Here is a 22,780-nt window from a genome sequence, read left to right on the forward strand (position 1 = left end):
TTTTTATTTCAGAAGAACTTGGTCACGAGTGGCTAACTTGATTATAAAATCTGCCTCAGTTTTTGCATATGGTATTTTCTTATATTTGTAGTAATACACGTCATTTCGACTTAACCTGGCCACCTTGTTAACGTACTGAATCTCCTGCTTTAATATCGTTCCCTTATAGTTAGCAAATGCCTCTTTGTCTAGTTTTTTATACTTTGCAATAATCTGCTCTGTAGACATTTTGCTAAGCTCGCCAAGACTTGGAGCATTGTCTAAAGGCTCAACATCAATCTGCTCTCCTTCATCAGAATATCTGTTGTTAATCTTGTTTTGAGAAACGGATGTATAGCGAGTCGCCTTACCCTTCTTAACAACGACAATGTCCGGAACTTTAGTCTCCGTATTCAAACTCTCGCCCTGAGTATGAAATGCATCTGTAAAGTCTATGGGAAACCACACCGTTGTTCTCTTAGACTGCATTACCTGACTAAAGAGTTTTAATGGCTTATCTGAAACCACCGGCGCTGCTGGGGTACTACTACCGCTATCTGACTTCTGCCCACATGCACTTAACGAAAGAACTGCTAAAATACCTACTGCAATTGCCAACGTCTTCTTCATATCGATTAAACTCCTTTAACTCACTTAGCATTTATTCTCGGTAACTCACCACTTTAAATATGACCTCTACAAACATCCTCAACAACTACTCACCGCCTGTTCGCCTCAAAAAGTGTTCCGTTCTTGCACATATGTAATTTCCAAAGCCCAAATGTACTAGTTTGCCTACATCCTCGGCAACTATCTAATCGGATCTGGAAATAAATGCTTAATCCAAGAGAGTAGCGCAAGTTTGGAAAGCCATTCTCTTAAATTCTGCACAAAAAAGCCGCAGCATCTCTACTGCGGCCATTCATCATTAATCGGGAGATGATTAGTGAGAAAAAGTTTGCCGGCGGGCTGGGACCCGTCTGCATAAGAAACATAACATAAATCTCCAACTACAGCTATATGGACATGTAATCCGATTTGAGCTTTAAAGTTTGCTCAATAGAGAAGTCTCAATGCGTGAGTTAACTTCTAAAAATTCATCCATAGTCAAAAACGCTCGATCGTAACATGCTTTCACCCACGCCACCCCCGGTACATTTCCGCTATAGTACCATTCAACTATTTGCGGCTGTAAATATGCGCTATAACCAGGTAAACCGTAACGACCATCTGTCTCCTTAGCAATTATTGCATGTAAAATCAGGTGTTCGACCGCATCTGCATACACCAAATTATTTCTGCGCTGAAGTTCATACGGATATCTAAAATTCATAATCACTCCTGCATCTGCTAACTTAAGTGCACGATTCTCCGCTACATGATGAGTGTACAATCCTTCTTTTGCGCGTGAAAACTTCCCCTTTCCCGGCGCTTTAATCTTGCCTTCTAGAAAACGATTATATGATGACTCTTTAAAATAATCGTCGAGGACTTCACCATACTTGTCTTTTAAGTGTGCAACTGCCTCTTCATAACTCATATCAATCATCTGCAAATACCCTGTCACGCGATCTTCACTCATAATGTTGAATCTCCCTTCACGGTGTCTAACACAGCTATTAATACAAGGTCCCAAAAAACATCAACTTATACATAACGTACTCCATTTTGAAACTATGTACATACACAGCTACGTATTTCTGTAGATCAAGGGTAGGGGCTGAAGTATCAAAGTGTAGCGCGGTTTCTGGATAAGGGGCACCTTGTTGTTTCATCCAGTTTAATACGGAAATCTTGAATTCACTACTGTATTTAGGATGAAAAATACGAGCCTTCAGACCATCCAGACCGAATTGTCCAAAGCGGTGAACACACAGAAGTATCGTAGTGGGTCGAGAAATACCATACCGATTTGCTAAAGTGGTTGAGCCAACCCCATCAAAATATTGATGGAGCACGTTTATTTTGAAATCCAGGTCAAATTTGACCATAAGAAAACCCCCAAGTTTGAACTTAGTTGTCCAAGCTTGGGGGCTCATACTAATGCCGGGTGGTCATTTTCACCAATGACGATTGCGAAAACATAACTGCGCACAATCTGCACGAAAAGATAAAGAGAGGAGAAGATTGACATGGAATATCTACACATAGTAATGCTCGGCGGTGACCATTCATCGCTCTTCGCTTATGATTTTGCATCCCCAATCACTACTAACCAAGACCAAGTTAGTGACACAATGGCTGCTTCATTGACTTCAATAGATAGAATTGGTGTCAGCGACCATATATTCCGCCTAGATGAACGCAGCACTGACGCCGTTCGCGCCTACGACCCCTACTTCGAGCAATTCGCGTTCGTCCCCACCTGGGCCGAGTTCCTCCAGCGCGTCGCCGACTGGAACCACATCACTTTGCCTCAGGATTCGCCGGCGATTCAGGCCGCGATTGAGCTGCTGGACAAGGATGATAGCCATGTGGATAGTGAGAAGGGCGCGGCGGAAGCGTAACTCCGTCTGCAGAAGGAGAGAATCATGTTCAATGCGAACTACAATGAAGGTCAAGCCATGCACGTCGCCCCCACAACTTCTGCCGCGGATGCGATTCGGGAGCTGATGACGTTCCACCACATCACCCAAGCAGAGTTCGCACAGCACGCGGCGATTTCCCAGAAGCAACTGTCGTTCATCTTGAATCGTAAGGCATTCATGAGCATCCCCGTTGCGCGCCAAATCGAGGCGGCCACCGGGATGAACGCCCAGTGGCTGCTCCAACTCGATTTGAATTACCAGTACGGTGAGGCAGCGCAGAGTCCAGGCATTTCCATGGACGACTGAATAGTGCTGTTAGGTAAATGGCTGATATAACCAAAACGACCACCCGAAAAAATACGGGTGGTCGTTTTGTTCTGGCAATCATCTAAAAATCATTTTCTTCCGCGCACCATAACCGACACAACTCATTTCATGTCTAAATCGCGTTCATCAACCAGATTATCTTCATTTGTGTTGTGAATTCGGTAATTAGCCAACCGAAACACCTCACTGTCCTTCCTCCGCCCAGCAACAACCACTTCCACAACTTGCAGCGAATTTCGTTGCCGACGGAAAATAATCCGTAAACCCGCTTTGCGGTACTTGAGCTCATTAAACCCAACCAAGTCGCCAACTAACGGCTTACCTATATTCCAGCCTTGGTGTTTAAGCTTCAGAAACCCCTTATCAATCAGGATAATCTGTGAGTGGTCGAGAGCTGCTAAATCTTCAGCAACCTCTGGGAAAAACTGCAAGCTAAAGGGAAATAGCTCTACGGAAGTCATTATTCCCACCCATCATCGCTTGGGTCATACAGAGATTCATCCAGCTTGTGCCCCGTCAGTTCTTCGTAATTCACCAGTTTGGTTTTGCCGGTCTCGTAACGCTCTACCCGCTCCGCTACCTTTTGGTTGTCCGCCATTGTTTCGTAGGCGCGCAGTTTGCGAACCATCTTATCAAAGGTGGCGGCGGCGATAATCACTGCTTGCGGTGTTGAATTGGTCAAGATGTACGTTGGTTTACCATCTTGCACCTGATCAACAATTTTGCGCGGTGACTTTTTTAAATCACTAATGCTATGCAACCTGACATTCAGAATTGGCATGTCCATAGGCTCACCTCCATAGACTAATGGTAACACGATAATCAGTGTTTGGCACTATTTATAGTACTCAAAAAAGTACCAGGTATTTTCTAACATTACTGCTCGATTCAGATAACGGCTGCTACGCTAATCAAAAATGACCACCCGCAAATTCCGGGTGGTCGTTTTCATCTACATATCATGTGGCAGCTCTGGTTTCCCATAGTAGTAGCCTTCCAGATACTGCACGCCGAGCAGGTGCTTGGCGTAATCCTCGTCGTCCTGATTCTCGATGCCTTCCATAATGAAGTCAATATCGTAATCAGCGGCCAGGTTGTACCAGAAGTGCATCCGGTCGTCGAGGTTGGCTGTGTCGTGTTCGCGACGCAGGTTCTGCAGGCCGAACTTCATGCCGTCGATGTATGGCATGACCGACTGCAGACCCTCGAAGTGGTTCCCGTTGCCGACGTCGTCAATGGCGATGCGGATGTCCGCTTCGTGGTAGCGCGGCGCCATCTGCTGCATCTGCGCCAGCGTCGGGGCGTGGGTGAGCTCCAGGATGAGCCCGGCAAGTTTGTCGTTCGTCTGCACGTAATCGATGAGTTGTTGGGCGATGTGGTCGTCGGCGAACTCTTCCGCCGTCATGTTCAGGGCCAGGCGCGGCGTGTTGACGTGCGCCAGAACTTTGTCCATCATCTCGAGGCGCTTATCGATGTCGAGGTCGAACTGCTTGGGGAAGATCCAGCGCTGGTTCGCGTAGTCGTATTCCCGCAGCAGGAGCTCGTACGCCATCAAGCGGCGCTGATCGGAGCTGGCGTCAACCATGGGCTGTACGAAGAAGGCGTAGGTGCCGTCTGCCGCCGCACCCTGCGTCGCCGCTTGCACGGCCAGTTGCCCCGGTGCCACTTTGACCTCCGCCGCAAGCGCCCGCGTGGCCCGCAACTGCGGCGTCGTAATGGCGATGGTGACTAACAGACTGGCGCCGGCCGTAATCGCGAGGCCCTGGTACGTTGCGCCATTTTGCCCCACCAGCAACCAGTAAGCGGCTGCGGTGATAACGGTCGTCAGGAAGCTGGTTAGCGGACTGACATAGCGCGGGCACAGCGTCAGCAGGCTGAACAGCACGGCGAAAACCGTGGCTCCCCCCGCGGCCAGCAGCACTGCCGGTGTGGACGGCTGACTGAGTGCGAGGCCGCAAGCAAGCGCAAGGAGGCGGAACCCGCGCCCAGCCACGTGCACATCGAAGTTCAGCAGGTCCGCGGTGAGGGCAACCAGGCCCACGCTGACTGTGAACTGGGTGTACGCGTGCAGGCCAGCAAGCCGGCTGGTCAGCAGCAGGGCGAACCCCACCGCAACGATGAGCACATTCCGGCCAAGCGTAATCCCGTGAGCCGTGTTTGCCGTGGTCCTAGCCGACTGCGACAGCCGCCACAGATTTTGACTCAACGCCGCAATTCCGACTGCTGCCAAGGCCGCAGCCACGATGGTGAGTATCAATACTGGTGTAGTTAATACTTGCATAACAATCCCCCTAAGCATACATGACAATGCCACCTATAGAATACCAGCTTCGGGGCGGCTGGCAAGCAGTGCGCAGCAATTGCTGCAGCTTTTAGTCCAGCCGCGGCAGCTCCGGGCGGTCGTAGTAGAAGCCCTGCAGGTAGCGCGCGTGGAGCTTGGTCTTGGCGTACTCGGCATCCTGCTCATTTTCGATGCCTTCAATAATGAAGTCAATCTCGTACTTCGACGCTAACTTCGACCAGAAACTCATGCGTTCCTCGAGGTTAGCCGTGTCGTGGGCACTGCGCAGGTTCTGCATGGCGAACTTGACGCCGTCGATGTACGGCAGCAGGCTCTTCAAGGCTTCGAAGTGGTTGTCGCTGCCCACGTCATCGATGGCGATCCGGATGCCGGCGTGGTGGTAAATCGGCGCCATTTTCTGCATTGTTTCCACCGACGGCACCTGGGTAAGCTCGATGATGAGACCGGTGAGTTCCGGCGTGTTCTCCTTGTACTCGACCAGCTTGTCGGCCACGTGCATGGAGGTGAACTGGTGGTGCGTCAGGTTGAGCGCCACCTGCTTGCTGGCGGAATTCTTCAGCGCCGCATCCATCAGGGCAATCTGGGTGTCCACGGTGACGTTGAACGTCGGTGGCACGATCCACTTCTCGTGGTCATAGTCGTACACGCGCAGCAGCAGTTCGTTGCCGACGGGCTGGTCCGTTTGCGCGTCAGTATCGACCATCGACTGGGTGAAGAACGTGTAGGTCGCGAGCATCCGCTTGCCGCCGCCTTTGCTCTGCGTTTCGCCTTCAATCGTAATCGTGTCGCGACCGTTGCGCTTGCTCTGGTACAAGTTGTCGTCGGCGCGCTTGTAGAGGTCATCCACCTTGGCGTCGGTCGGCTTGAGCGCGGTGATCCCGCAGGACATGGTGACCTGGACGTCGTATTCCTCATATGTGAAGTGACTCTTTTGCACCTGGTGCCAAGCGTCCTTCATGATGGGCAGTACGGCACTGCTGGTCATGTTCGGGAAGAGGATGTTGAACTCCTCGCCCCCAGTGCGGTACACCTGCAGACCGGCTTGGTGCTGCCGCAGGACGGTCTCGAGGGTCGTAGCGACGCCGACCAGAATCGCGTTGCCCGCGAGGTGGCCGTAATGGTCGTTGATCTGTTTGAAATGGTCAACGTCGATGGCCGCCATCGTCAGCGGCTGGTTGTTACTGCGGGCGGCATCGAACATCTTGGTGATGTCCTGCCGGTAGAGGGCGTACGTACGCGCGTTGGTCAGCTGGTCGAAGTTCGCCAGCTTAGCCATCTCGTCGTTGTGCTCCTCGGCGCGGTGCTGGCCAATCCAGAACAGCGCCGTGACGCTAGCCATCGCGATGAACATGATGATGGCCTCAAGCGTGATGACGTGGATCTCGTGCGCCGAATCCGCGAACGGCGGTATCAGCGTCCAGAAGATGATGGCGATGTACGTGAACGTCGCGATGTTGAGCCAAATATTGTAGCGAATCTGCTCGTGATATTTGCGCATCAGCACCACCGCCACGAAGAGCAGCGCCAGTGACAGCCAGAACTGCGGCCGGTCATAGTGCATGTTGTGGTGCATCTGCCAAACCCACACGGCCCCGAGCACGCGGGCGGCGTACTCGACGATGTTGATGTGCTCGTCCAGTAGCGTGAACACGAGCATGAACAGGCCGATGTTGTGGAACATCATCGCGTCCTTGTGGGTCAGGTAGCCCATGAAGTGCAGAATCGTCCCGGTGCCAATCGACATCACCGGCAGCGCCCAGCGCGCGACAACCCGCCAGCTCTGCGGCACGTTGCGTTCATCATCGTGAAACGCGAGCCGCGACAGCCGCGAATAGTAGCTGATGAAGCCCGCGGTGAAGCACGTCGCGATGATCAGGTCGACAACGAGCATCGGCACTTGCATCACCTGCAGATGCATCATCATATTAATTTTGAGGCCAAAGAAGTTGATTACCATTATGCACGAGACTGACGCACGCCAGTCATCCTTTCATTAATGCGGGTTGCCCCGCGACCGTTAATATCCATTGCGCCTATTATAATTTAGTTTGTAATTTTAATAAATATGTCCGGACATAATTGTGGACGGAAAATGTTACTAATTTGCAGGTTTCGTCTAAGAAGTGGCGGGAACGCGGCGCGATTGTGCAGGGGCTTGTGGCTGGCGCACTGGATGGACATGGTGGCGGAGGGTTATGTTTTGAAGCGAAAAAAGAGCAAACAAAAAGTCGCTGGTAAAACTTCGGAGAAGAAGTAGCGGCTTTTAGTTTGCGCTTCATTTGACGTCATCGACTAATCGATGGACTGCAGTCGGACATCACGCTGGCACGTGGTGTCCTTCTTTATGCCTGTATTATAACACGTCACCAAACTCACAGCACCATTCCCGTCAGTGCCGAAATGGCGGCCGTAATTGTTGCAAAAACTAGTGAATCAAGCATACGTAAAATGCAATAGAAATCCAGATACTGCCTGCGTTTTTAACTGTAAACAATATGTTTTCTAGCTTACTAAAAGTGATGTGCCCGGTACACCAACCTTTACACTATATATTACATAAATTCGTCCTTTTGAATAACATCCGTATAAGCATAGCGACTTGCCATCAGGTAAAATTAAAGGGCAGGAAGTTGAATAGCGGTGACGTCTCTTTTGGGTAGGTACTGGAAGGAGGTGGCGCAATATGGCGATTTGCCAGACTGCACCATGGACATTCCCAACTGAGGGAGGTGTTAATTTGCGATGACAGCATTCATGCTGTCAGTCCTGATGAACGTGCTGATTATGTCAGCTGTTTTGGCGAGCCTGACCGGGTTGACCAAACACTTGATCAAGTGGCTAAACCAACTAATCGTATTGCTATTTACGGTGATGCGTGTGGTCTACGCCGTTTACTTTTTCAAGGCGTTCTTCAAGGCGCTCAGAAAAATGGGCAGGCAAAAAGCCGCTGGTAAAACTTCGGAGAAGAAGTAGCGGCTTTTAGTTTGCGCTTCATTTGACGTCATCGACTAATCGATGGACTGCAGTCGGACATCACGCGGGCACGTGGTGTCCTTCTTTGTATCTGTATTATAACACGTTATAGAGCTTATGCCACCATGACCTATCGTAGCAAAATAACGAACTGGTTTGTTGCAAAAAGTAGTGACTCACGTATACACAAAATGCAACGAAAACGTTGGTTCAACCAGGTTTTAGAAAGGCATAAACTTCTTTTTTGAGGTGTTAATTTGACTAAGCCCGCCGTCTCAACATTTGCATAATTTTTTACACAAAATCATCATTTAGCATAACATCCGTATACGCATCGCTGGTTGCCATCAGGTAGAATTAAGAGGCAGAAAGTTGAATAGCGGTGGCATCCCTTTTTGGAAAGGAGGTGGTGCGTATGGTTCAAAGCCAGCGCGCACCATTCAGAGTCCAGTTAAAGGAGGTGCTAATGTGCAATGACGGCGTTCGCGCTGTCGTACCTGATTGCAGTGGGTGCAATCCTGCTGGTTCTGCTCGCCACGAAAAAGGTGGGCAAAGCTGGTAAGGACATGCTCCACGAAATTGCCGGAATTCTAAACGGATTCACGGAAATTATCGTGGCAGCATGCGCACTCATCAAAGCAATCAGGGAGCTTATAAATTTGTGCAAACGAAAAGGCCGCTAACCACATCGACTTTGGTTTAATAGCGACCTTCTTGGTTTGCGTTAATGCCATCGTCTAATCAGCCGACTGCACTAGGACATCACGCGGGCACGTGGTGTCCTTCTTTATACCTAAATTATAACACGTTCCGTCAGTCGCAACTAGATTTTGGCATCAATCAAACACCCGCATGAGCTCAACCAACACAACGACCGGAATTCTAAACGGATTCACGGAAATTATCGTGGCAGCTTGCTCACTCATCAAAGCAATCAGGGAGCTTATAAATTTGTGCAAACGAAAAGGCCGCTAACGACTTTGTAGGAGTTACGGCCCTTCGCTTGTAATATCTGCCATCGTCTAATCAGCCGACTGCACTAGGACATCACGCTGGCACGTGGTGTCCTTCTTTATACCTAAATTATAGCGCAATCAGGCAGTTGCAACTAGATTTTGACATTCTAACGCCCCCATCCATTGAGTTTGCCCCGGTCAGCTTAACGCCACACGCAAAAATAACACCTGCTATGTCATTAATTGCAACCAGGTTTCCAACAAATTGAAATTCCATTTTTCTGTGTGCCGCAAAAAAAACACCCCTCAGCATGCTGTTAAGGGATGTCCTTTGGTTGCCGGAAAGCCGCCTGGGCGACCTCCGTTTTGTGTTTCTTCTATATAAGTTACTTGATGTACGCGTTCTTGTAGCTCCACTGCGTACCAGCCGTGTTGTGCACGAGGCCCTTCACGTCACTCTTCTGCAGCCAGGAGTAGACACTCTGGTACAGTGGCGTAACGGCCTGGTCGGTGGTCAGCAGCTGGCTAGCCTGAACCATGTCGTCCCAACGCTTGGCTGGGTCGTTAGCATCGGTCGTGCTGGCCTTCTGAACCAGCGCGTTGTACTTGGCGGAGTTGTACTTACCCTTGTTGTAGGAACTGGAGTTGGTCAGAACCTGCAGGAAGGAGATTGGGTCGTTGAAGTCCGCACCCCAACCAGAGAGGGTCAGGTCGAAGTCGCCGCTGTCCTGAAGCTGCTTAGCTGACTGCGTAGGCATGGTCTTGATGGTGATGGACAGACCAGGCATGAGCTTCTCGAGCTGCGCCTTGATGTACTGCACAACTTCCTTAGTTGCAGGGTCGGAGTTGTTGTCGGAACCTGCGAGCAAGGTAATCTTCGCGGACTTCACGCCGGTTGCCTTCTGTGCTGCTGCCCACTTCTTGGTCACGAGGGCCTTGTTGAAGGTGTTGGCACCCGCAACCTTCTGATCCTTAGAGAAGTCCTTCCCCGTCGTAGGGTTGGAGGCCAGGGAGGTGGAAACGAACCCGGTTGGGATAATCGTGTTCACACCGACCACCTTCTTGGCCAGCTGCTTGCGGTCAAGTGCGGCGGAGACACCCTGCCGGAAGTCCTTGTTGTTGAAGAGCTTGGCGAGGTTAGTGTTCTTGTCCTGGTAGTTGTATGCCAGGTAGCTGACGTAAGAGTATGCGTACGTCTTGTAGTCACTCTCGCTGGCGTAGTTGGCAACCTGGGTGGCATCCAGCTGCGTCATGTCGAGCTTGCCGGTCTGGTACAGGTCCAGGCTGGAGGTGCTGTCAGACACAACGTTGTAGGTAATCTTGTCGAGCTTGACGGCCTTCTTGTCCCAGTAGTCGTTGTTCTTCACGAACGTCCAGTTGTTGGCCGTCCCGTTCCACTTGCTAATCTTGAAGGGCCCGGAGTAGACGGTGTACTTGGCGTTGGTGCCGTACTTGCTACCGTACTTTTCAACCACCTTCTGATTCTGGGGGCCAAAGAGTGGGTAGGCCATCAGGACCTTGAAGTAGGCAATTGGCTGATCGAGGCTAACGACCACGGTGTGCTTGTCGGTCGCCTTGATGCCCAGCGTGCTTGGGTCTTTCTTCCCGTTAACGATGTCGCTGGCGTTCTTGATGCCTTCGAACAGGTATGCGTATGGGGACGCGGTCTTCGGCGTCACCGTCCGCTGCCAGGAATAAACGAAATCCTGCGCCGTGATTGGGTCGCCGTTACTCCACTTCGCGTTCTTCCGAATCGTGAAGGTGTAAGTCTTGCCGTCCGCGCTGACCTTGGTCTTGGACGCGAGCCCGGCTTCTGCCTTCCCGTTCTTACCCAGCCGGAACAGGCTTTCGAACACGTTCCCGGTCTGGCCGTAACCAGTTGATTTTGAAATGTCGATGGTGTCGAGCTGCGCAGACGCGGGCAGGTTAAGTACCTGCTTCTTGTCGGCGTCGCTGCTCTTACTGCTACCGCAAGCCGCCAGCACTACAGCACTCAACAACGTAACGGTGCCCAGACTAACGACCTTCAACCAATTTTTCTTCGCCATGAAAATTCTCCTTGATGCTAATCGCTTATCGACTAGCGTTCTTGCTTCCTCAAACTACCGACGCGGTCCGTGCAACAACAGCAACACATACGCATCACCCCCAAAACTTGCGGCCTGGCCGCACGTGCACAAGGCGGCCAGCCGATCACCATGCGGACTCACTTACTTTTCGTCCGCTCACATTTTTCATAATGCCATATGAAAACAAGCTAATCAACCGCAACATTGTATGGTTTTGTAAAAGTGCTTTGTTCACTTTGCTGACACCGACCGCAACCTGCAGTCCACATAATACTGGTCATGACCCGATCACCTGCTCTCGCAATGCTAATTTTGCCGAAAAAAAGACGCCCCACAGATTCCGCTGAATCTGTAGGGGCGTCATTGCGCGTTACCACCCTAATTCGCTAGACTCGTGCCTAGCCTCAACCGTACAGGACGCACTGCGCCCGATACGTTGCAGGATAACGGCTGCATCCGGGTTGGTGGCTCATACCCCAACCTGCTCGGAGCTCATTTTCATGCGGGCCTGCGCCGGGGCTTCCACCAATTCCCCTTCTCTGTCGACGCGTACCGACAATCTCTTCTCGTCAGTGCATTGCTTAATTGCTGCTTATTATGCCATGATTTCGGCGTACGTCAAGGGGCAAATGCGGCGACATTACGTCACAGGTGGACAATTTGGCGGCAATTTGTATGGTTTTAGGTGGTGTGGTGGCTGGTAGATGGGGAAAAGTCGGCGGGACGGTGTGACATAAATATTTTTTGCCCACTACACGCCAAATCGATTACTGAGCGCGATGATTGCACGCAGGAGTTGTTGTTTTCCTTGAATCACCGCATCCAGATTATCGGTGACGTTGACGTATAAGATGCCCCGGTCTAGTTTAACCGCCTCATTCCACGCAATTTTGGTGATTTTTTGTGCCGTTTTTGGTGCGTGCACATCCACACCACTAGTACTAATCAGGTCAGTGGTGAAGCCGCCCTCCTCCATGCGAATTAACCCATCAGTGGTCGGAAACATGTAGAGTTCAATGTTGTCCCCGTTCGCACGGAAAAACTCGGTCGAGATGGTGTACACACCGCTATTTGAATCAGCCGCGGGCGTAATCTTTTCAGCTGGGGTCATCCGTTGATACTGGGTAAACCATTTGTTGTTTGGCATTACGACTCCTCCTTAAGGTTAATGTGTTTCAAAAATCGAACCCAAGTATCAGCAACATCATCTACATTCGGAAATTCACATTTATCAGTAGCATATGCAATCGCATCTGGTTTTCGTTGCCCAGGATTATACAAATGTATATGTCCTCGACCACGAATAATCTCACCACTTGGGTTTTTATGAAAACCATCCACGTCCAGTCGGATTAACGGCAAATTAGATTTTTTAAATCGTAAAAACATTGTGTAGCAAACCTCTTTATGTCGTAAACTTCGAAGATAGAAGTGTAGAACATAATTAGGCAGTTTAGTTGAACCTGAAGTGATGATAAAGTCAGCGGTCATGATGTCTTCTGACAGTGGTTCTCGCAATTTTGCAGTAAAACTTACCAAGTCGTTTGGATTCACAGCATATTTTTTAACCTGGATTAACCAAGCAATCTGTGCTTTAGTCAACGAATATTCATCCAGCATTTCGTCACCCCTTTATGCGTCTATATATAGATTTCGCAAAAAAGGGTTAAATGCCCCGAAAAATTCTTCGTCTACCTAAATTTTAAGCAATTAATCTACACCCAGCAACATTTCACCGCATGACCCTAACTAATTACACCTGCCGAATCTTATCCACAATCAGCTGCCCACTGCGTTCGCGGTGCATCTCCCAGACCTCAACGGACCGCTTCAGCTGGGCCACGTCGCGCATCTGCTTGTTGAACGCCTCGTCCTTATCGGTGTACTCCAAGTACTGCCGCTTCTGGGCCGTCACCATCACGTGGGCGAGGTCGTCGCGCAGGGTCGGCTCCTCTTCTAGCTCGACAATCGCCACGTCGGTAATGCGGTTATAGATATTTTTGTGCGCGTACTTATTCAGCGCCGCCGTCTGTTGCCGCAGCAAACCGGACCCGAAGACTTGGGCCAGATCATCCTGGTTGTTCTCCGACAGGTCATTTTGCACGCGGTAATAGAGCGCGCTGAACTCGGCATCCAGCTCCGGCGTGATTTTGACCACCGACTCGGGGTGCGCCCGCTCGTAACGCTTGCGTTTGCGCCAGTTAACGAAGAGGTGTACTGCCAGTGCCAGCAGCAATACCATAATAATCGAGCCGCCGACCTGGTGCCCCGGCAGGAAGAAGAACAGCACGCGCCGGCCGGTGTAGAACTTGTTGCCGCCGCCATGGAAGGCCCGCGCCCCGAGATGTCCGCCGACGCTGGCGGAGGTGAATACACTCGGCAGCAGCATGAAGCCCGTAGCTGCCGCCATCATCATTGTCCGAATCTTTTTATGCATGAATTGTTTACGCTTTCTGATATTGGTCTACCAGAATTTTAGCATACAAATCCCCCCGGTGCCCGTGCTAAGATTAGGATAACAGCAAGTGTACACGTGGAGGCAAGTTATGAAATTCGTCATCGCACCAGATTCATTCAAAGGCAGTCGCACCGCCGCGCAAATCGCCGCGGCCATCAAGTCCGGGCTCACCCGCGTGTTCCCCGACGCCGAATACGTGCTCATCCCCATGGCGGACGGCGGCGAGGGCACCGTCCAGTCGCTGGTCGACGCCACGGCCGGGCGGAAAATCAGTGCGGTGGTCACTGGACCGCTGGGCACCCCCGTCACCGCGGAGTTCGGCATCCTGGGCGACGGCGTCACCGCGGTAATCGAAATGGCGGCGGCGAGTGGTCTCGACTACACGACAGCCGCCACGCGCAACCCGCTGACGGCCACCACGTACGGCACCGGCGAACTGATTCGTGCGGCCCTCGACCAGGGCGTCCGGCACATCATCCTCGGCCTGGGCGGCAGTGCTACCAACGATGGCGGGGCCGGCATGGCGCAGGCACTCGGGATTCGGCTGCTGGATGCGCAGGGGCGCGACCTGGAACGCGGCGGGGCCGCCCTCGCCCACTTGGCCCGCATTGACCTGACCGGCGCAGACCCGCGGTTAGCGCAGACCGAGTTCATCCTCGCCGCCGACGTCACGAACCCCCTCACCGGACCAAATGGTGCCTCAGCGGTTTTCGGCCCGCAAAAAGGCGCCACGCCCGCAATGGTGCAGGAGCTGGATACCAGCCTCGCCCACTTCGCTGCCGTTATCCAGCAGGCCACCGGCAAGGACGTCGCGCAGGTGCCCGGTGCTGGGGCCGCCGGCGGTCTCGGCGCCGGTCTGCTGGCGTTCACGCACGCGCGGCTGGAGCACGGCATCGAGATTGTGACGCGCTACACCCACCTCAAGGAGCGGGCGCGCGGAGCCGATTACGTCTTCACCGGTGAGGGCGGCATTGATTTCCAGACACAATACGGCAAAACGCCATTCGGGGTCGCACGCGCCACCAAGGCGGTTGCCCCGAACGCCCCAGTGATTGTCCTGGCCGGCAACATTGGCCGCGGCGTCGACGTGCTGTACGGGCCGGACAAAATCGACGCCATTTTCGCCACCCCCAGCGGTGCCAAATCGCTCGCCCAGGCCATTGCGGATACGGACAGCGACGTGTCCGCATTGGCGGAGAATGTGGGTCGGCTGCTGCGGGCGCGCAGGTAACGCGCGCCGTACTGAACTGTGCACCAATCTGTGCCATGGTGTTATAATTTATGTAGGCGAGGAGCAGGCGCGCTCCTCTCGCAAAACCAATAATTTTAGTGGTGCCAAGTAGATTAGTAACGATCAACCGACCGCCTTCACTCAGCAGGAGCTATGGCGGTCTTTTTGCGTCCTAATCCAACGCAAGAATGGCAACAACCAGCGCGATGATGGAGCTGCTTATCTGCTTCAATTCGACGCAATGGTGTTATAATTTATGTAGGCGGGTAGCAGGTACGCTCCTCTCGCAAAACCACTAATTTTAGTGGTGCCAAACTAGCTAGTCTAAACATCAGACCGCCTTAGCTTTGCAGCAGCTATGGCGGTCTTTTTGCGTCTTAATCCAACGCAAGAATGGCTACGACCAGCGCGATGATCGCGACAATGAGACTCGCAAACTTCAACGCAAGGTCGATTGCATCCTTGATGGACATCGAATTCGCCTCCTTCGAATGGATTTAACATACACAATTACTCGCATAGGCATCAGCTCTTCGAAGGCACCACCAAATAGCACTTTTGCTAACTTTAACTCTAGCGTAAAACGGCAAAATCTACTAAGAAAAACTTTTGCTGAGATTTTGAAACGCCTAGTTAACGGCATTCCTTAATTCAGCTAGGCGGTAAATTCGCCGTCTTGTTGCAATTTATAGCTAATTACTTCCAACTTATTGCACCAAAAACGGCCGCCCACATCACGTGAGCGGCCGTTCGTTTACACTATTTTTTACTTCAGGACGCGGAACCGATCTGCCTTGTCCATGTAGTCCTTGTCGCCGGCCTGAGCTTCGATGGAGCCGAATGGCATCTCGGCACGCAGGCGCCAGTTAGCAGGAATATCGAAGGCTTCGCGAACCATGTCGTCGATGATTGGGTTGTAGTGCTGCAAGTTAGCGCCAATCCCGTTCTCGGCGAGGGTGACCCAGGTGTTCAGCTGTGCGGAACCCTGACCCTGCTCGGACCAGTCGTAAAAGTTGTCGGCGTACAGGGGGAAGTCCTTCTCGAGCTTCGCCACAACGTCGGTGTCGGTGAAGTACATGATGGTCCCGTATGCCGCCTTGAAGCTGGCAATCTTGGCCTTGGTCTTCTCGTATGCGGCTTCAGTTGGCACTTCACTCTTGAGACGATTCACAACGATGTCCCAAAGCTTGTCGTGGTTCTCGCCGAACAGGAACACGGCGCGGGTGGTCTGGGAGTTGAACGCAGTTGGGGTTTCCTGAATGACGTTCTCCACCAGGTCAACAATCTCGTCGTCGCTCTGCTTGACGTTCTTGCCGAGGTTGTAGATACTCCGACGCTTCTTAATCAGGTTCAATACTTCACTATTCATAAGATACTCTCCTTTGCTGTGTCCGGGCCGATGACGGCTGCGGACGGCACGTGATATTAGCGAACGCGGTGGCAATTAATTACCTGCGTTTTGCTTACTGGATTATCATAGACCCTTACTAAAAATAAGTAAACCCACAAACGTATTTTCGCCCCGGTTTCGGTTATCCATACCTTAATTTTAGCAAGGTGGATTAGGTGAATGCAAGCGGTACCACAGAGGCAATTATGTCTGACTAATAAATGCCGTTAAGCCCCGCCAATACGCGATTTATCCACGTTCGCTCATTGCCAATCTAGCATGCAGCCCGTCTTTGTGTGGACTACCGCCAAAGTCCGGCAAAAAAATTTCATTTCCCTTCAATTTGCGCCCAAAAAAATGCGCGTTCTGAGCAGATTTCCGCCCAAAACGCGCACACAAGATACAAAATTAAATGACAAAATTAGTGGAAATACCCGATGATCATCGCCGCGCCCAAAATGAAGAGCACCACGGTCGTGATCACCGCATACAGCGTGTCGTGTTCCTTGATGAACGCGTAAATCGATACGACCACGCGCAAAACGGGCGTCAGGATGAGCAGGAAGATCCCGGTCATGAGGACGGCGTACGGCCGCAGCTGAACCGTGCCGCGCAGGATGCTCATGATGCGGTGCGGGTGCACGCCGGCAGGATAACCCGTCGTGCCGGTCGCGAAGTTCAGGATGAGGCCGAAGATAATCACGGCGGCGGCCACGATGACCCCGACGCGCAGAATCTTGCCGATGACCAGCTCAACTTCCTTGTTTTCTTCCGTCAAACTTGGTGAATTTTTTTCTGGCATTAGAGGCTCACCCCGAATCCTTTAAGCAGCATTTGCAGCCCCATGTAGGCCACAATCGGGATGAAAATCATCCGCAGCACGCGCGTTGGCAGCACCTGCATGATACGCGACCCAATCAGCGCACCGACGATAATGCCGATGGCCAGGGGACCGGCAATCTGCGGCTGCAGCGAACCGTTGAAGAAGTACACGGTCGCGCTCGCCGCGGCGGTGACCCCCATCATCAGGTTGGACGTCGCGCTACTTGGCTTGAGTGGCATGTGCATGATGGTGTCCATGGCAATCACCTTGAACGCCCCGCTCCCGATGCCGAGCAGCCCGGACGCAATCCCGGCGCCGAACATCATGGCAAAACCGCCAGGCACGTTGGTCACTGAATAGTCGACCTGCTGCAAGGCAGCCTTGTCGTAGTACGAGCCGTTCAGCCGCAGCTTGGTGGCAATCCGGTCATTGGTTTCCGCCGGCGCCGCGTCTTTTTTGCCAATCAGCTTCCGCACCATGTTGTAGCTGGAAAACAGCAATAGCGCACCGAACAGCCAGTAGAGGAACTTGGTGTCGACGAGGCCGGACACGATGGCCCCGACTACCGCTCCGACCGTCGTTGCGATTTCGAGGAACATCGCCACCCGCAGGTTCAGCATTTCGTCCCGCAAGTAGGCAATCGTGGCACCGGAACTGGTCGCGATGACGGCAATCACCGACGCGGCAATCGCGTACTGAATCGGCAGCCCCATCACGATGGTCAGCACGGGGGTGATAATCATCCCCCCGCCGATACCCATGATGGCACCGAGGATGCCCGCGCCGAGCCCCGTCAGCATGAGGAGTAGCAGCTGATCCATTAGTCAGCCACCTTCTTGGTCCGCGTGGTCTTCTTGGCTGGGGCCTTCTTCGCGGTGGTCTTCTTCGTCGCTGGTTTCTTCGCGGTCGACTTCTTGTTGGTTACGCGCTTCGTGGTCGTCTTCTTCGTTGTCTTGCGGGTCGTCTTCTTGGCGGCCGGCTTAGCAGCAGGTTCTGGTGCGGGCTTAGCCGCTTCCTCCGCGATGTGCTGCAGCTGTTCGACGGCGTGTGGCGCCACATTGGCCAGCAGTGCATCGGTGTTGCGGACAAACTCATCGCTGGTGGCAAGTTCGTCAATCCGCAGCCCGGATGCGTTCAAGAACGGGTTCTCGGTGACGAGGTAAATCTTGACCGGCACGATTTCTTCGATTTCAAAGAAGTTGCCCGCCTTCTTCGCGTTGGCCAACGGCATGTTGATGATGCCGGTCTCGAAGCTAACCGTCGTTGGCACCGCCGTCTGCACGGTCAGCGTGGCCCGCATCAGCTGGTTTGCCTGCACCGCCTGCACGACTGCGGCCACCACTGGCTGCAGGGCCAGGCCCATCCCCGTTGCGTCCGGCACCATCTCGGGCGACACGCTCTGCTCGAAGTGCTGCACCTCGTCATTTGCCGCCATATCCAGGTATTTCTGTACGTTAATGTCCATATCTGCTTCTCCTTGCTCCCAGCCACAGCCACGGTGCGCTGCGTCGCCAAGGCTCCTATCTGCGCGGTTCAACCCGCGTCGTCCGCGGCCAATTCGCCGCTGCTTCTAATACACGGGAATAATCATAGCCTATCGCACCGGCCAATGGCAAATTATCCGCGGAATCTTCGTACTTTTTCACGCCATTTTACCAACTCTTAGCACTTCAATTGGCAGCTGTGGTAACATCGCAAGGGACACTACATAATCACGACGCGAAAGGAGAACGCAATGACCGCGACACGCATGGGCATCAGGCAGCTAGTTGAATTCACGGTGCGCACCGGCGACCTCAATCCCGTCACCCAGGCCAGCAACAACACCGCCCAGCTCGGCAGTCGCATTCACCGCCAGCTGCAAGACGCCCACGACGAGGACGGCTACGAAAGCGAAGTCTATATGAAGCAAACCGCCACGGTCGCCGGTCAGGAATACATCATCGACGGGCGTGCAGACGGCGTTTTGACCACCGACACCGGCGTGCTGGTGGAAGAAATCAAGACGTCAGCGCGCAGCTTCGTTAAGCTCGACAAGAACACCACTGACCGCTACTGGGCCCAGGTCTTCGTGTACGGCCACTACCTGTGCCAAGAACGCGACCTGGACGGGGTCGACATCGACCTGATCTACTACGACACGCGGCACAAGGAAACCAGCCACCACCAGCAGCACAAGACGGCGGCCGAACTGGCTGATTTTTACCGCGAGCTGCTCGCCCAGTTCGCCATCTGGATGCAGATGCGCGCGGATATTGTCAAAACGCGTAACGAATCGGCCAACAAATTGCAATTTCCGTTCCCCGAATTTCGCGCCGGCCAGCGCCAGTTCTCCGCGAACGTCTACAAAACCATCTATACTGGCAGCCGCCTGTTCGTGGAGGCACCCACCGGCACGGGTAAAACCATGTCGACGCTCTTCCCAACCGTGAAGGCCATGGGCGCCGGTCTCATCAACCGCGCCTTCTACCTCACCGCCAAGGCCGCCACCCGCGGCGTGGCCGAGGACGCGATGGCCCGCATGACGGCTAAGGGCCTGCACGCCAAGAGCATCACGCTGACCGCCCGCGACACCATTACTTTCGCAGACGAGCCCGAAGACGCCACGCAAAACCCCTACATGCTCGGCTACTACGACCGCCTGCTGCCGGCCCTGGTCGATTTGCTCAGCCACAACGACTGCATCACCCGCAGCGTCATCGAGGACTATGCCCACAAGCACACGCTGGATCCGTTCGAGTTCTCGCTCGACGCCAGTCTCTTTTGCGACGTCATCATTTGTGATTACAACTACCTATTCGACCCGCGCGTGTTCCTGCAGCGCTTCTTCGCCGATGACGACGCCGGCAACTTCTTCCTCATCGACGAAGCCCACAACCTCGTCGACCGTTCCCGCAGCATGTACTCGGCCCAGATCAACCGCGCCGCCTTCACGGATTTATTGCCGGAGTTGAAGCAGAAAAAAGGGCACGCCGACAGCAAGCTCACCAAGCTGCGCAAGGTCATCCGCGCCGTCATCGAGTGCCTGAACGTCCTCGACAGCAACCTGGACAAGGACGAGCACTTCCAAGACGAAGCCATCGAGCAAGTTCACGAGGTGCTGGACGCCTTCACCACCCAGTTCCACGACTGGCTGGAAATGGAGCAAAATGGCGAAGTCAAGCACGTGGTCGACACCTGCCTGGACACGTTCTTCCTGGCCAATGCGTACCTGAAAATCAGCGAGCTGTACAACGAGGTCTACGTCACCCGCACCTTCCGCGACAACGGCGACCTGTGCGTACGTTTGGTGTGCCTGAACGCCAGCGACTTCCTCGACGCCAGCATGAACAAGGGCTGCGGCGCCGTCCTGTTCTCCGCCACCCTCACGCCGATGGATTACTACCGCGACGTGCTCGGCGGCCTGGACAACAGCCTGGCCACGGGCATGCCATCACCCTTCCCGCCCGCAAACCAGCTGGTCTTCGTCGCCCAGAACATCCAGACTACCTACCGCGAACGCGACGCGAGTCTGCCGGCCATCACGGCGGCGCTCACCGCCATGACGATGGCGCACGCCGGCAACTATCTGGTCTTCGCGCCTTCGTACTCCTATCTGGAAAAAGTCCGTGGCGCCTTCCAGCTCGCCAATCCGAACGCGGAGGTGGTCACGCAAAAATCGGGCATGTCCAGCACGGATCGGGACAGCTTCCTGGCCGCCTTCACGCCCGGCAACAACGTCACGGGCTTCGCGGTGCTCGGCGGGAGCTTCGCCGAGGGCATCGACCTGCGCGGCAAGGCCCTCGAAGGTGTGGCGGTGGTTTCGGTCGGCCTGCCCGGCTTGTCTGGAGAAACCGACCGGCTGAAGGAATACTACCAGCACCGCAACGGCCAAGGCTTCGCGTACGCCTACCAGCTGCCGGGCTTCAACAACGTTCTCCAGGCAGCCGGCCGCGTCATCCGCGGCGCCAAGGACGTCGGCGTGGTGCTTCTGCTGGACCGCCGCTTCGCTGAACGCCGTTACGTCGACCTGTTCCCCCGCCACTGGCAGCACTGGCAGACGGGCCGGTCAACCCGTGACCTGGCCAACGCACTGGATACGTTCTGGCAGGCACACGCTGCCGACACGGATAAATAAAAAAATGCCCCGGATCCGCATTGCTGAATTGGCATGCGGGCCGGGGCATTTACTATGTATAAGTTAATTTGTGATTAAGCATAAGTGTTCGGCCCGCGTTTTCGGGCATAAAAAAACCACCGAAGTCGGTGGAAAGTTTGGGGGAACTTTTTTGGGGAGTGTAAGTTTAGGTTTGTTTTGGGCTTGTCGCCCTTACGTATATTATATTACCGCTAATTCCGGCTAAATCGAATCAATTTAGACAAGAAATGTTCACCGGTTTGTGATTTTGTAAAAGTGTATGATTATGGTTTGATAAGTTGTAACGAAAGATTGCATTTCCGGCAAAATAATTACGCCCAAAACGTTAATGGTGGCAACCGCTAACAGCCGTTATTTATTCATGCAGAGCGTTCGTGCAGCGCCGCCATCACGGCATTGCGTGGCCGTCGACGGTTATTGTTAAATTATCAATGAATAAGTTTCTTGATTTGAGCTTATCATTAATATTCGTTAACTAATATGGTAGCCTTTAGTTGGCTAGCTGGCCATCCTTTTACGCAAAAAGCTTACCTAATAATTTCACCAAGTCAAACAGGTTGTAACCGGTAACTGGATCGTAATTGGGCAATTATCGGGGTGTTTTATTGATTTACTTATGCCACCATAAACATTTCGTTTAATTTCCGCACTACTATCGTTCCTGCCACTGATTCGCAGGATTTTCGTCACAGATGTTGACAGGTCTAGGCCACGTGTTATAATTGGACTATACCAATGATGAAGCGGAACAAAAACCATAAAGAGGGGTACTAACAATGCAAGTACGCGTATTTAACAACAAGGATGAAGCTAGTCAGGCAGCATTCGAAATCATCAAGGACGGCATGGCTAACGGCGCCAAGACGCTGGGCCTCGCAACTGGTAGCTCACCAGTTGCTCTGTACGACAAGATGACCGCCAGCGACCTGGACTTCAGCAACATGACCAGTGTTAACCTGGACGAATACGTTGGTCTTTCTGGCGACAACGACCAGAGCTACCGTTACTTCATGAACAGCCACCTGTTCAACAAGAAGCCATTCAAGGAAACCTTCGTGCCCAACGGTCTCGCAACCGACGCGGACAACGAACCTGCACGCTACGACCAGGTAATTGCTAACCACCCAATCGACATCCAGCTTCTGGGTATCGGTCGCAACGGCCACATCGGCTTCAACGAACCAGGTTCACCACTTGATGGCGGCACGCAGAAGGTGCACCTGACCCAGTCCACGATCGACGCTAACGCCCGCTTCTTCGCAGATGAAAAGGACGTACCTACCTACGCATACTCCATGGGGATTGGCTCCATCCTGAAGGGCAAGAAGATCCTGCTCCTCGCATTCGGCGAAGACAAGGCCGACGCAATCAAGGCCACCGTTGAAGGCCCCGTAACCACCGACTGCCCTGCATCCGCACTGCAGAACCACGACGACGTAATTCTCCTCGTCGACGAAGCAGCAGCAAGCAAGCTGAGCAAGTAGCATTTTAATGCGTACTTGCTCACTTACGCACGTAGTAGTAGCTGAGCAAGTAGCATTTTTAAACCTAGCATTACCAAAATCCGTTCACCCCGTGTGAACGGATTTTTTTGGCAGAAAAAGAC

Annotated in this window: 23 protein-coding genes; 7 read left to right on the forward strand and 16 right to left on the reverse strand. The window is 53.0% G+C overall.

Features of this window, described 5'->3' with window-relative positions; translation table 11 throughout:
- Positions 1-3: 3 nt before the first annotated feature.
- From FC18_RS06055 to FC18_RS06065, 3 genes are all read right to left on the reverse strand, one after another.
- On the reverse strand, positions 4-609 hold the full coding sequence (locus tag FC18_RS06055; RefSeq protein WP_056975736.1) for a hypothetical protein: 606 nt from the start codon (positions 607-609) through the stop codon (positions 4-6).
- Positions 610-1,024: 415 nt separating this feature from the next.
- A complete protein-coding gene (locus FC18_RS06060; RefSeq protein ID WP_054680454.1) occupies positions 1,025-1,561 on the reverse strand; it encodes an SAV1803-related protein in 537 nt (178 codons plus the stop codon).
- Positions 1,562-1,598: 37 nt separating this feature from the next.
- On the reverse strand, positions 1,599-1,970 hold the full coding sequence (locus FC18_RS06065; RefSeq protein WP_054680451.1) for a helix-turn-helix domain-containing protein: 372 nt from the start codon (positions 1,968-1,970) through the stop codon (positions 1,599-1,601).
- A gap of 141 nt (positions 1,971-2,111) precedes the next feature.
- Between FC18_RS06065 and FC18_RS06070 the strand changes: the two genes are divergently transcribed.
- Positions 2,112-2,486, forward strand: a complete 375-nt coding sequence (locus tag FC18_RS06070; RefSeq protein ID WP_054680448.1) for a hypothetical protein — start codon at positions 2,112-2,114, stop codon at positions 2,484-2,486.
- Between the two features lie 24 nt (positions 2,487-2,510).
- On the forward strand, positions 2,511-2,813 hold the full coding sequence (locus FC18_RS06075) for a helix-turn-helix transcriptional regulator (protein WP_056975738.1): 303 nt from the start codon (positions 2,511-2,513) through the stop codon (positions 2,811-2,813).
- A 122-nt stretch (positions 2,814-2,935) separates the two neighbouring features.
- Here the strand turns inward: FC18_RS06075 and FC18_RS06080 are convergent, their stop codons facing one another.
- The 4 genes from FC18_RS06080 to FC18_RS06095 form a co-directional block, all read right to left on the reverse strand.
- Positions 2,936-3,295: a type II toxin-antitoxin system RelE family toxin gene (locus FC18_RS06080; protein ID WP_054680445.1), complete on the reverse strand. Its 360-nt coding sequence runs from the start codon at positions 3,293-3,295 to the stop codon at positions 2,936-2,938.
- Positions 3,295-3,621, reverse strand: a complete 327-nt coding sequence (locus FC18_RS06085; protein WP_054680442.1) for a type II toxin-antitoxin system Phd/YefM family antitoxin — start codon at positions 3,619-3,621, stop codon at positions 3,295-3,297. Before FC18_RS06085 ends, FC18_RS06080 begins: the two co-directional genes overlap by 1 nt.
- Before the next feature lie 165 nt (positions 3,622-3,786).
- Positions 3,787-5,115, reverse strand: coding sequence for an EAL domain-containing protein (locus tag FC18_RS06090; RefSeq protein WP_054680441.1), 1,329 nt, complete (start codon positions 5,113-5,115; stop codon positions 3,787-3,789).
- 91 nt (positions 5,116-5,206) lie between these two features.
- Entirely contained in the window at positions 5,207-7,060 is a 1,854-nt protein-coding gene (locus FC18_RS06095) for a sensor domain-containing diguanylate cyclase (protein WP_162260709.1), read from the reverse strand.
- An 818-nt stretch (positions 7,061-7,878) separates the two neighbouring features.
- Between FC18_RS06095 and FC18_RS06100 the strand changes: the two genes are divergently transcribed.
- Entirely contained in the window at positions 7,879-8,109 is a 231-nt protein-coding gene (locus FC18_RS06100; RefSeq protein WP_056975740.1) for a hypothetical protein, read from the forward strand.
- 473 nt (positions 8,110-8,582) lie between these two features.
- Positions 8,583-8,792, forward strand: a complete 210-nt coding sequence (locus FC18_RS06105) for a hypothetical protein (RefSeq protein WP_054680432.1) — start codon at positions 8,583-8,585, stop codon at positions 8,790-8,792.
- 659 nt (positions 8,793-9,451) lie between these two features.
- On the opposite strand, the gene FC18_RS06110 is transcribed toward FC18_RS06105, so the two are convergent.
- The 4 genes from FC18_RS06110 to FC18_RS06125 form a co-directional block, all read right to left on the reverse strand.
- The gene (locus tag FC18_RS06110; RefSeq protein ID WP_056975742.1) at positions 9,452-11,113 is read right to left on the reverse strand and encodes a peptide ABC transporter substrate-binding protein; all 1,662 of its coding nucleotides are present in this window, start codon (positions 11,111-11,113) and stop codon (positions 9,452-9,454) included.
- A gap of 772 nt (positions 11,114-11,885) precedes the next feature.
- Positions 11,886-12,281: a DUF1828 domain-containing protein gene (locus FC18_RS06115; protein ID WP_054680429.1), complete on the reverse strand. Its 396-nt coding sequence runs from the start codon at positions 12,279-12,281 to the stop codon at positions 11,886-11,888.
- Positions 12,281-12,736: a DUF6978 family protein gene (locus FC18_RS06120; RefSeq protein WP_156300987.1), complete on the reverse strand. Its 456-nt coding sequence runs from the start codon at positions 12,734-12,736 to the stop codon at positions 12,281-12,283. The genes FC18_RS06115 and FC18_RS06120 overlap by 1 nt, the downstream gene beginning before the upstream one ends.
- A 151-nt stretch (positions 12,737-12,887) precedes the next feature.
- Entirely contained in the window at positions 12,888-13,571 is a 684-nt protein-coding gene (locus FC18_RS06125) for a hypothetical protein (protein WP_156300986.1), read from the reverse strand.
- 109 nt (positions 13,572-13,680) lie between these two features.
- Here FC18_RS06125 and FC18_RS06130 point away from each other — a divergent pair, with 109 nt between their 5' ends.
- Positions 13,681-14,823, forward strand: coding sequence for a glycerate kinase family protein (locus FC18_RS06130; protein WP_056975744.1), 1,143 nt, complete (start codon positions 13,681-13,683; stop codon positions 14,821-14,823).
- Positions 14,824-15,200: 377 nt separating this feature from the next.
- Here the strand turns inward: FC18_RS06130 and FC18_RS12300 are convergent, their stop codons facing one another.
- The 5 genes from FC18_RS12300 to FC18_RS06150 all read right to left on the reverse strand — a co-directional run bounded on the left by FC18_RS12300 (position 15,201) and on the right by FC18_RS06150 (position 18,501).
- Positions 15,201-15,296 carry a putative holin-like toxin gene (locus FC18_RS12300; RefSeq protein WP_225353715.1) on the reverse strand — a complete coding sequence of 32 codons (96 nt, stop codon included), beginning with the start codon at positions 15,294-15,296 and terminating at the stop codon, positions 15,201-15,203.
- Between the two features lie 293 nt (positions 15,297-15,589).
- On the reverse strand, positions 15,590-16,192 hold the full coding sequence (locus tag FC18_RS06135) for a nitroreductase family protein (RefSeq protein WP_054678523.1): 603 nt from the start codon (positions 16,190-16,192) through the stop codon (positions 15,590-15,592).
- 442 nt (positions 16,193-16,634) lie between these two features.
- Positions 16,635-17,015, reverse strand: coding sequence for a DUF1634 domain-containing protein (locus FC18_RS06140; RefSeq protein ID WP_054678522.1), 381 nt, complete (start codon positions 17,013-17,015; stop codon positions 16,635-16,637).
- The gene (locus FC18_RS06145) at positions 17,015-17,857 is read right to left on the reverse strand and encodes a sulfite exporter TauE/SafE family protein (RefSeq protein ID WP_056975746.1); all 843 of its coding nucleotides are present in this window, start codon (positions 17,855-17,857) and stop codon (positions 17,015-17,017) included. Before FC18_RS06145 ends, FC18_RS06140 begins: the two co-directional genes overlap by 1 nt.
- Positions 17,857-18,501, reverse strand: a complete 645-nt coding sequence (locus FC18_RS06150) for a hypothetical protein (protein WP_056975748.1) — start codon at positions 18,499-18,501, stop codon at positions 17,857-17,859. Before FC18_RS06150 ends, FC18_RS06145 begins: the two co-directional genes overlap by 1 nt.
- 270 nt (positions 18,502-18,771) lie before the next feature.
- Between FC18_RS06150 and FC18_RS06155 the strand changes: the two genes are divergently transcribed.
- Together FC18_RS06155 and FC18_RS06160 are read left to right on the forward strand one after the other, a co-directional pair.
- On the forward strand, positions 18,772-21,153 hold the full coding sequence (locus tag FC18_RS06155; RefSeq protein WP_054678520.1) for an ATP-dependent DNA helicase: 2,382 nt from the start codon (positions 18,772-18,774) through the stop codon (positions 21,151-21,153).
- A gap of 797 nt (positions 21,154-21,950) precedes the next feature.
- The gene (locus FC18_RS06160) at positions 21,951-22,658 is read left to right on the forward strand and encodes a glucosamine-6-phosphate deaminase (RefSeq protein ID WP_054678517.1); all 708 of its coding nucleotides are present in this window, start codon (positions 21,951-21,953) and stop codon (positions 22,656-22,658) included.
- Positions 22,659-22,780 lie beyond the last annotated feature (122 nt).

This window comes from Lacticaseibacillus sharpeae JCM 1186 = DSM 20505, from assembly GCF_001436225.1.
Lineage (GTDB): Bacteria > Bacillota > Bacilli > Lactobacillales > Lactobacillaceae > Lacticaseibacillus > Lacticaseibacillus sharpeae.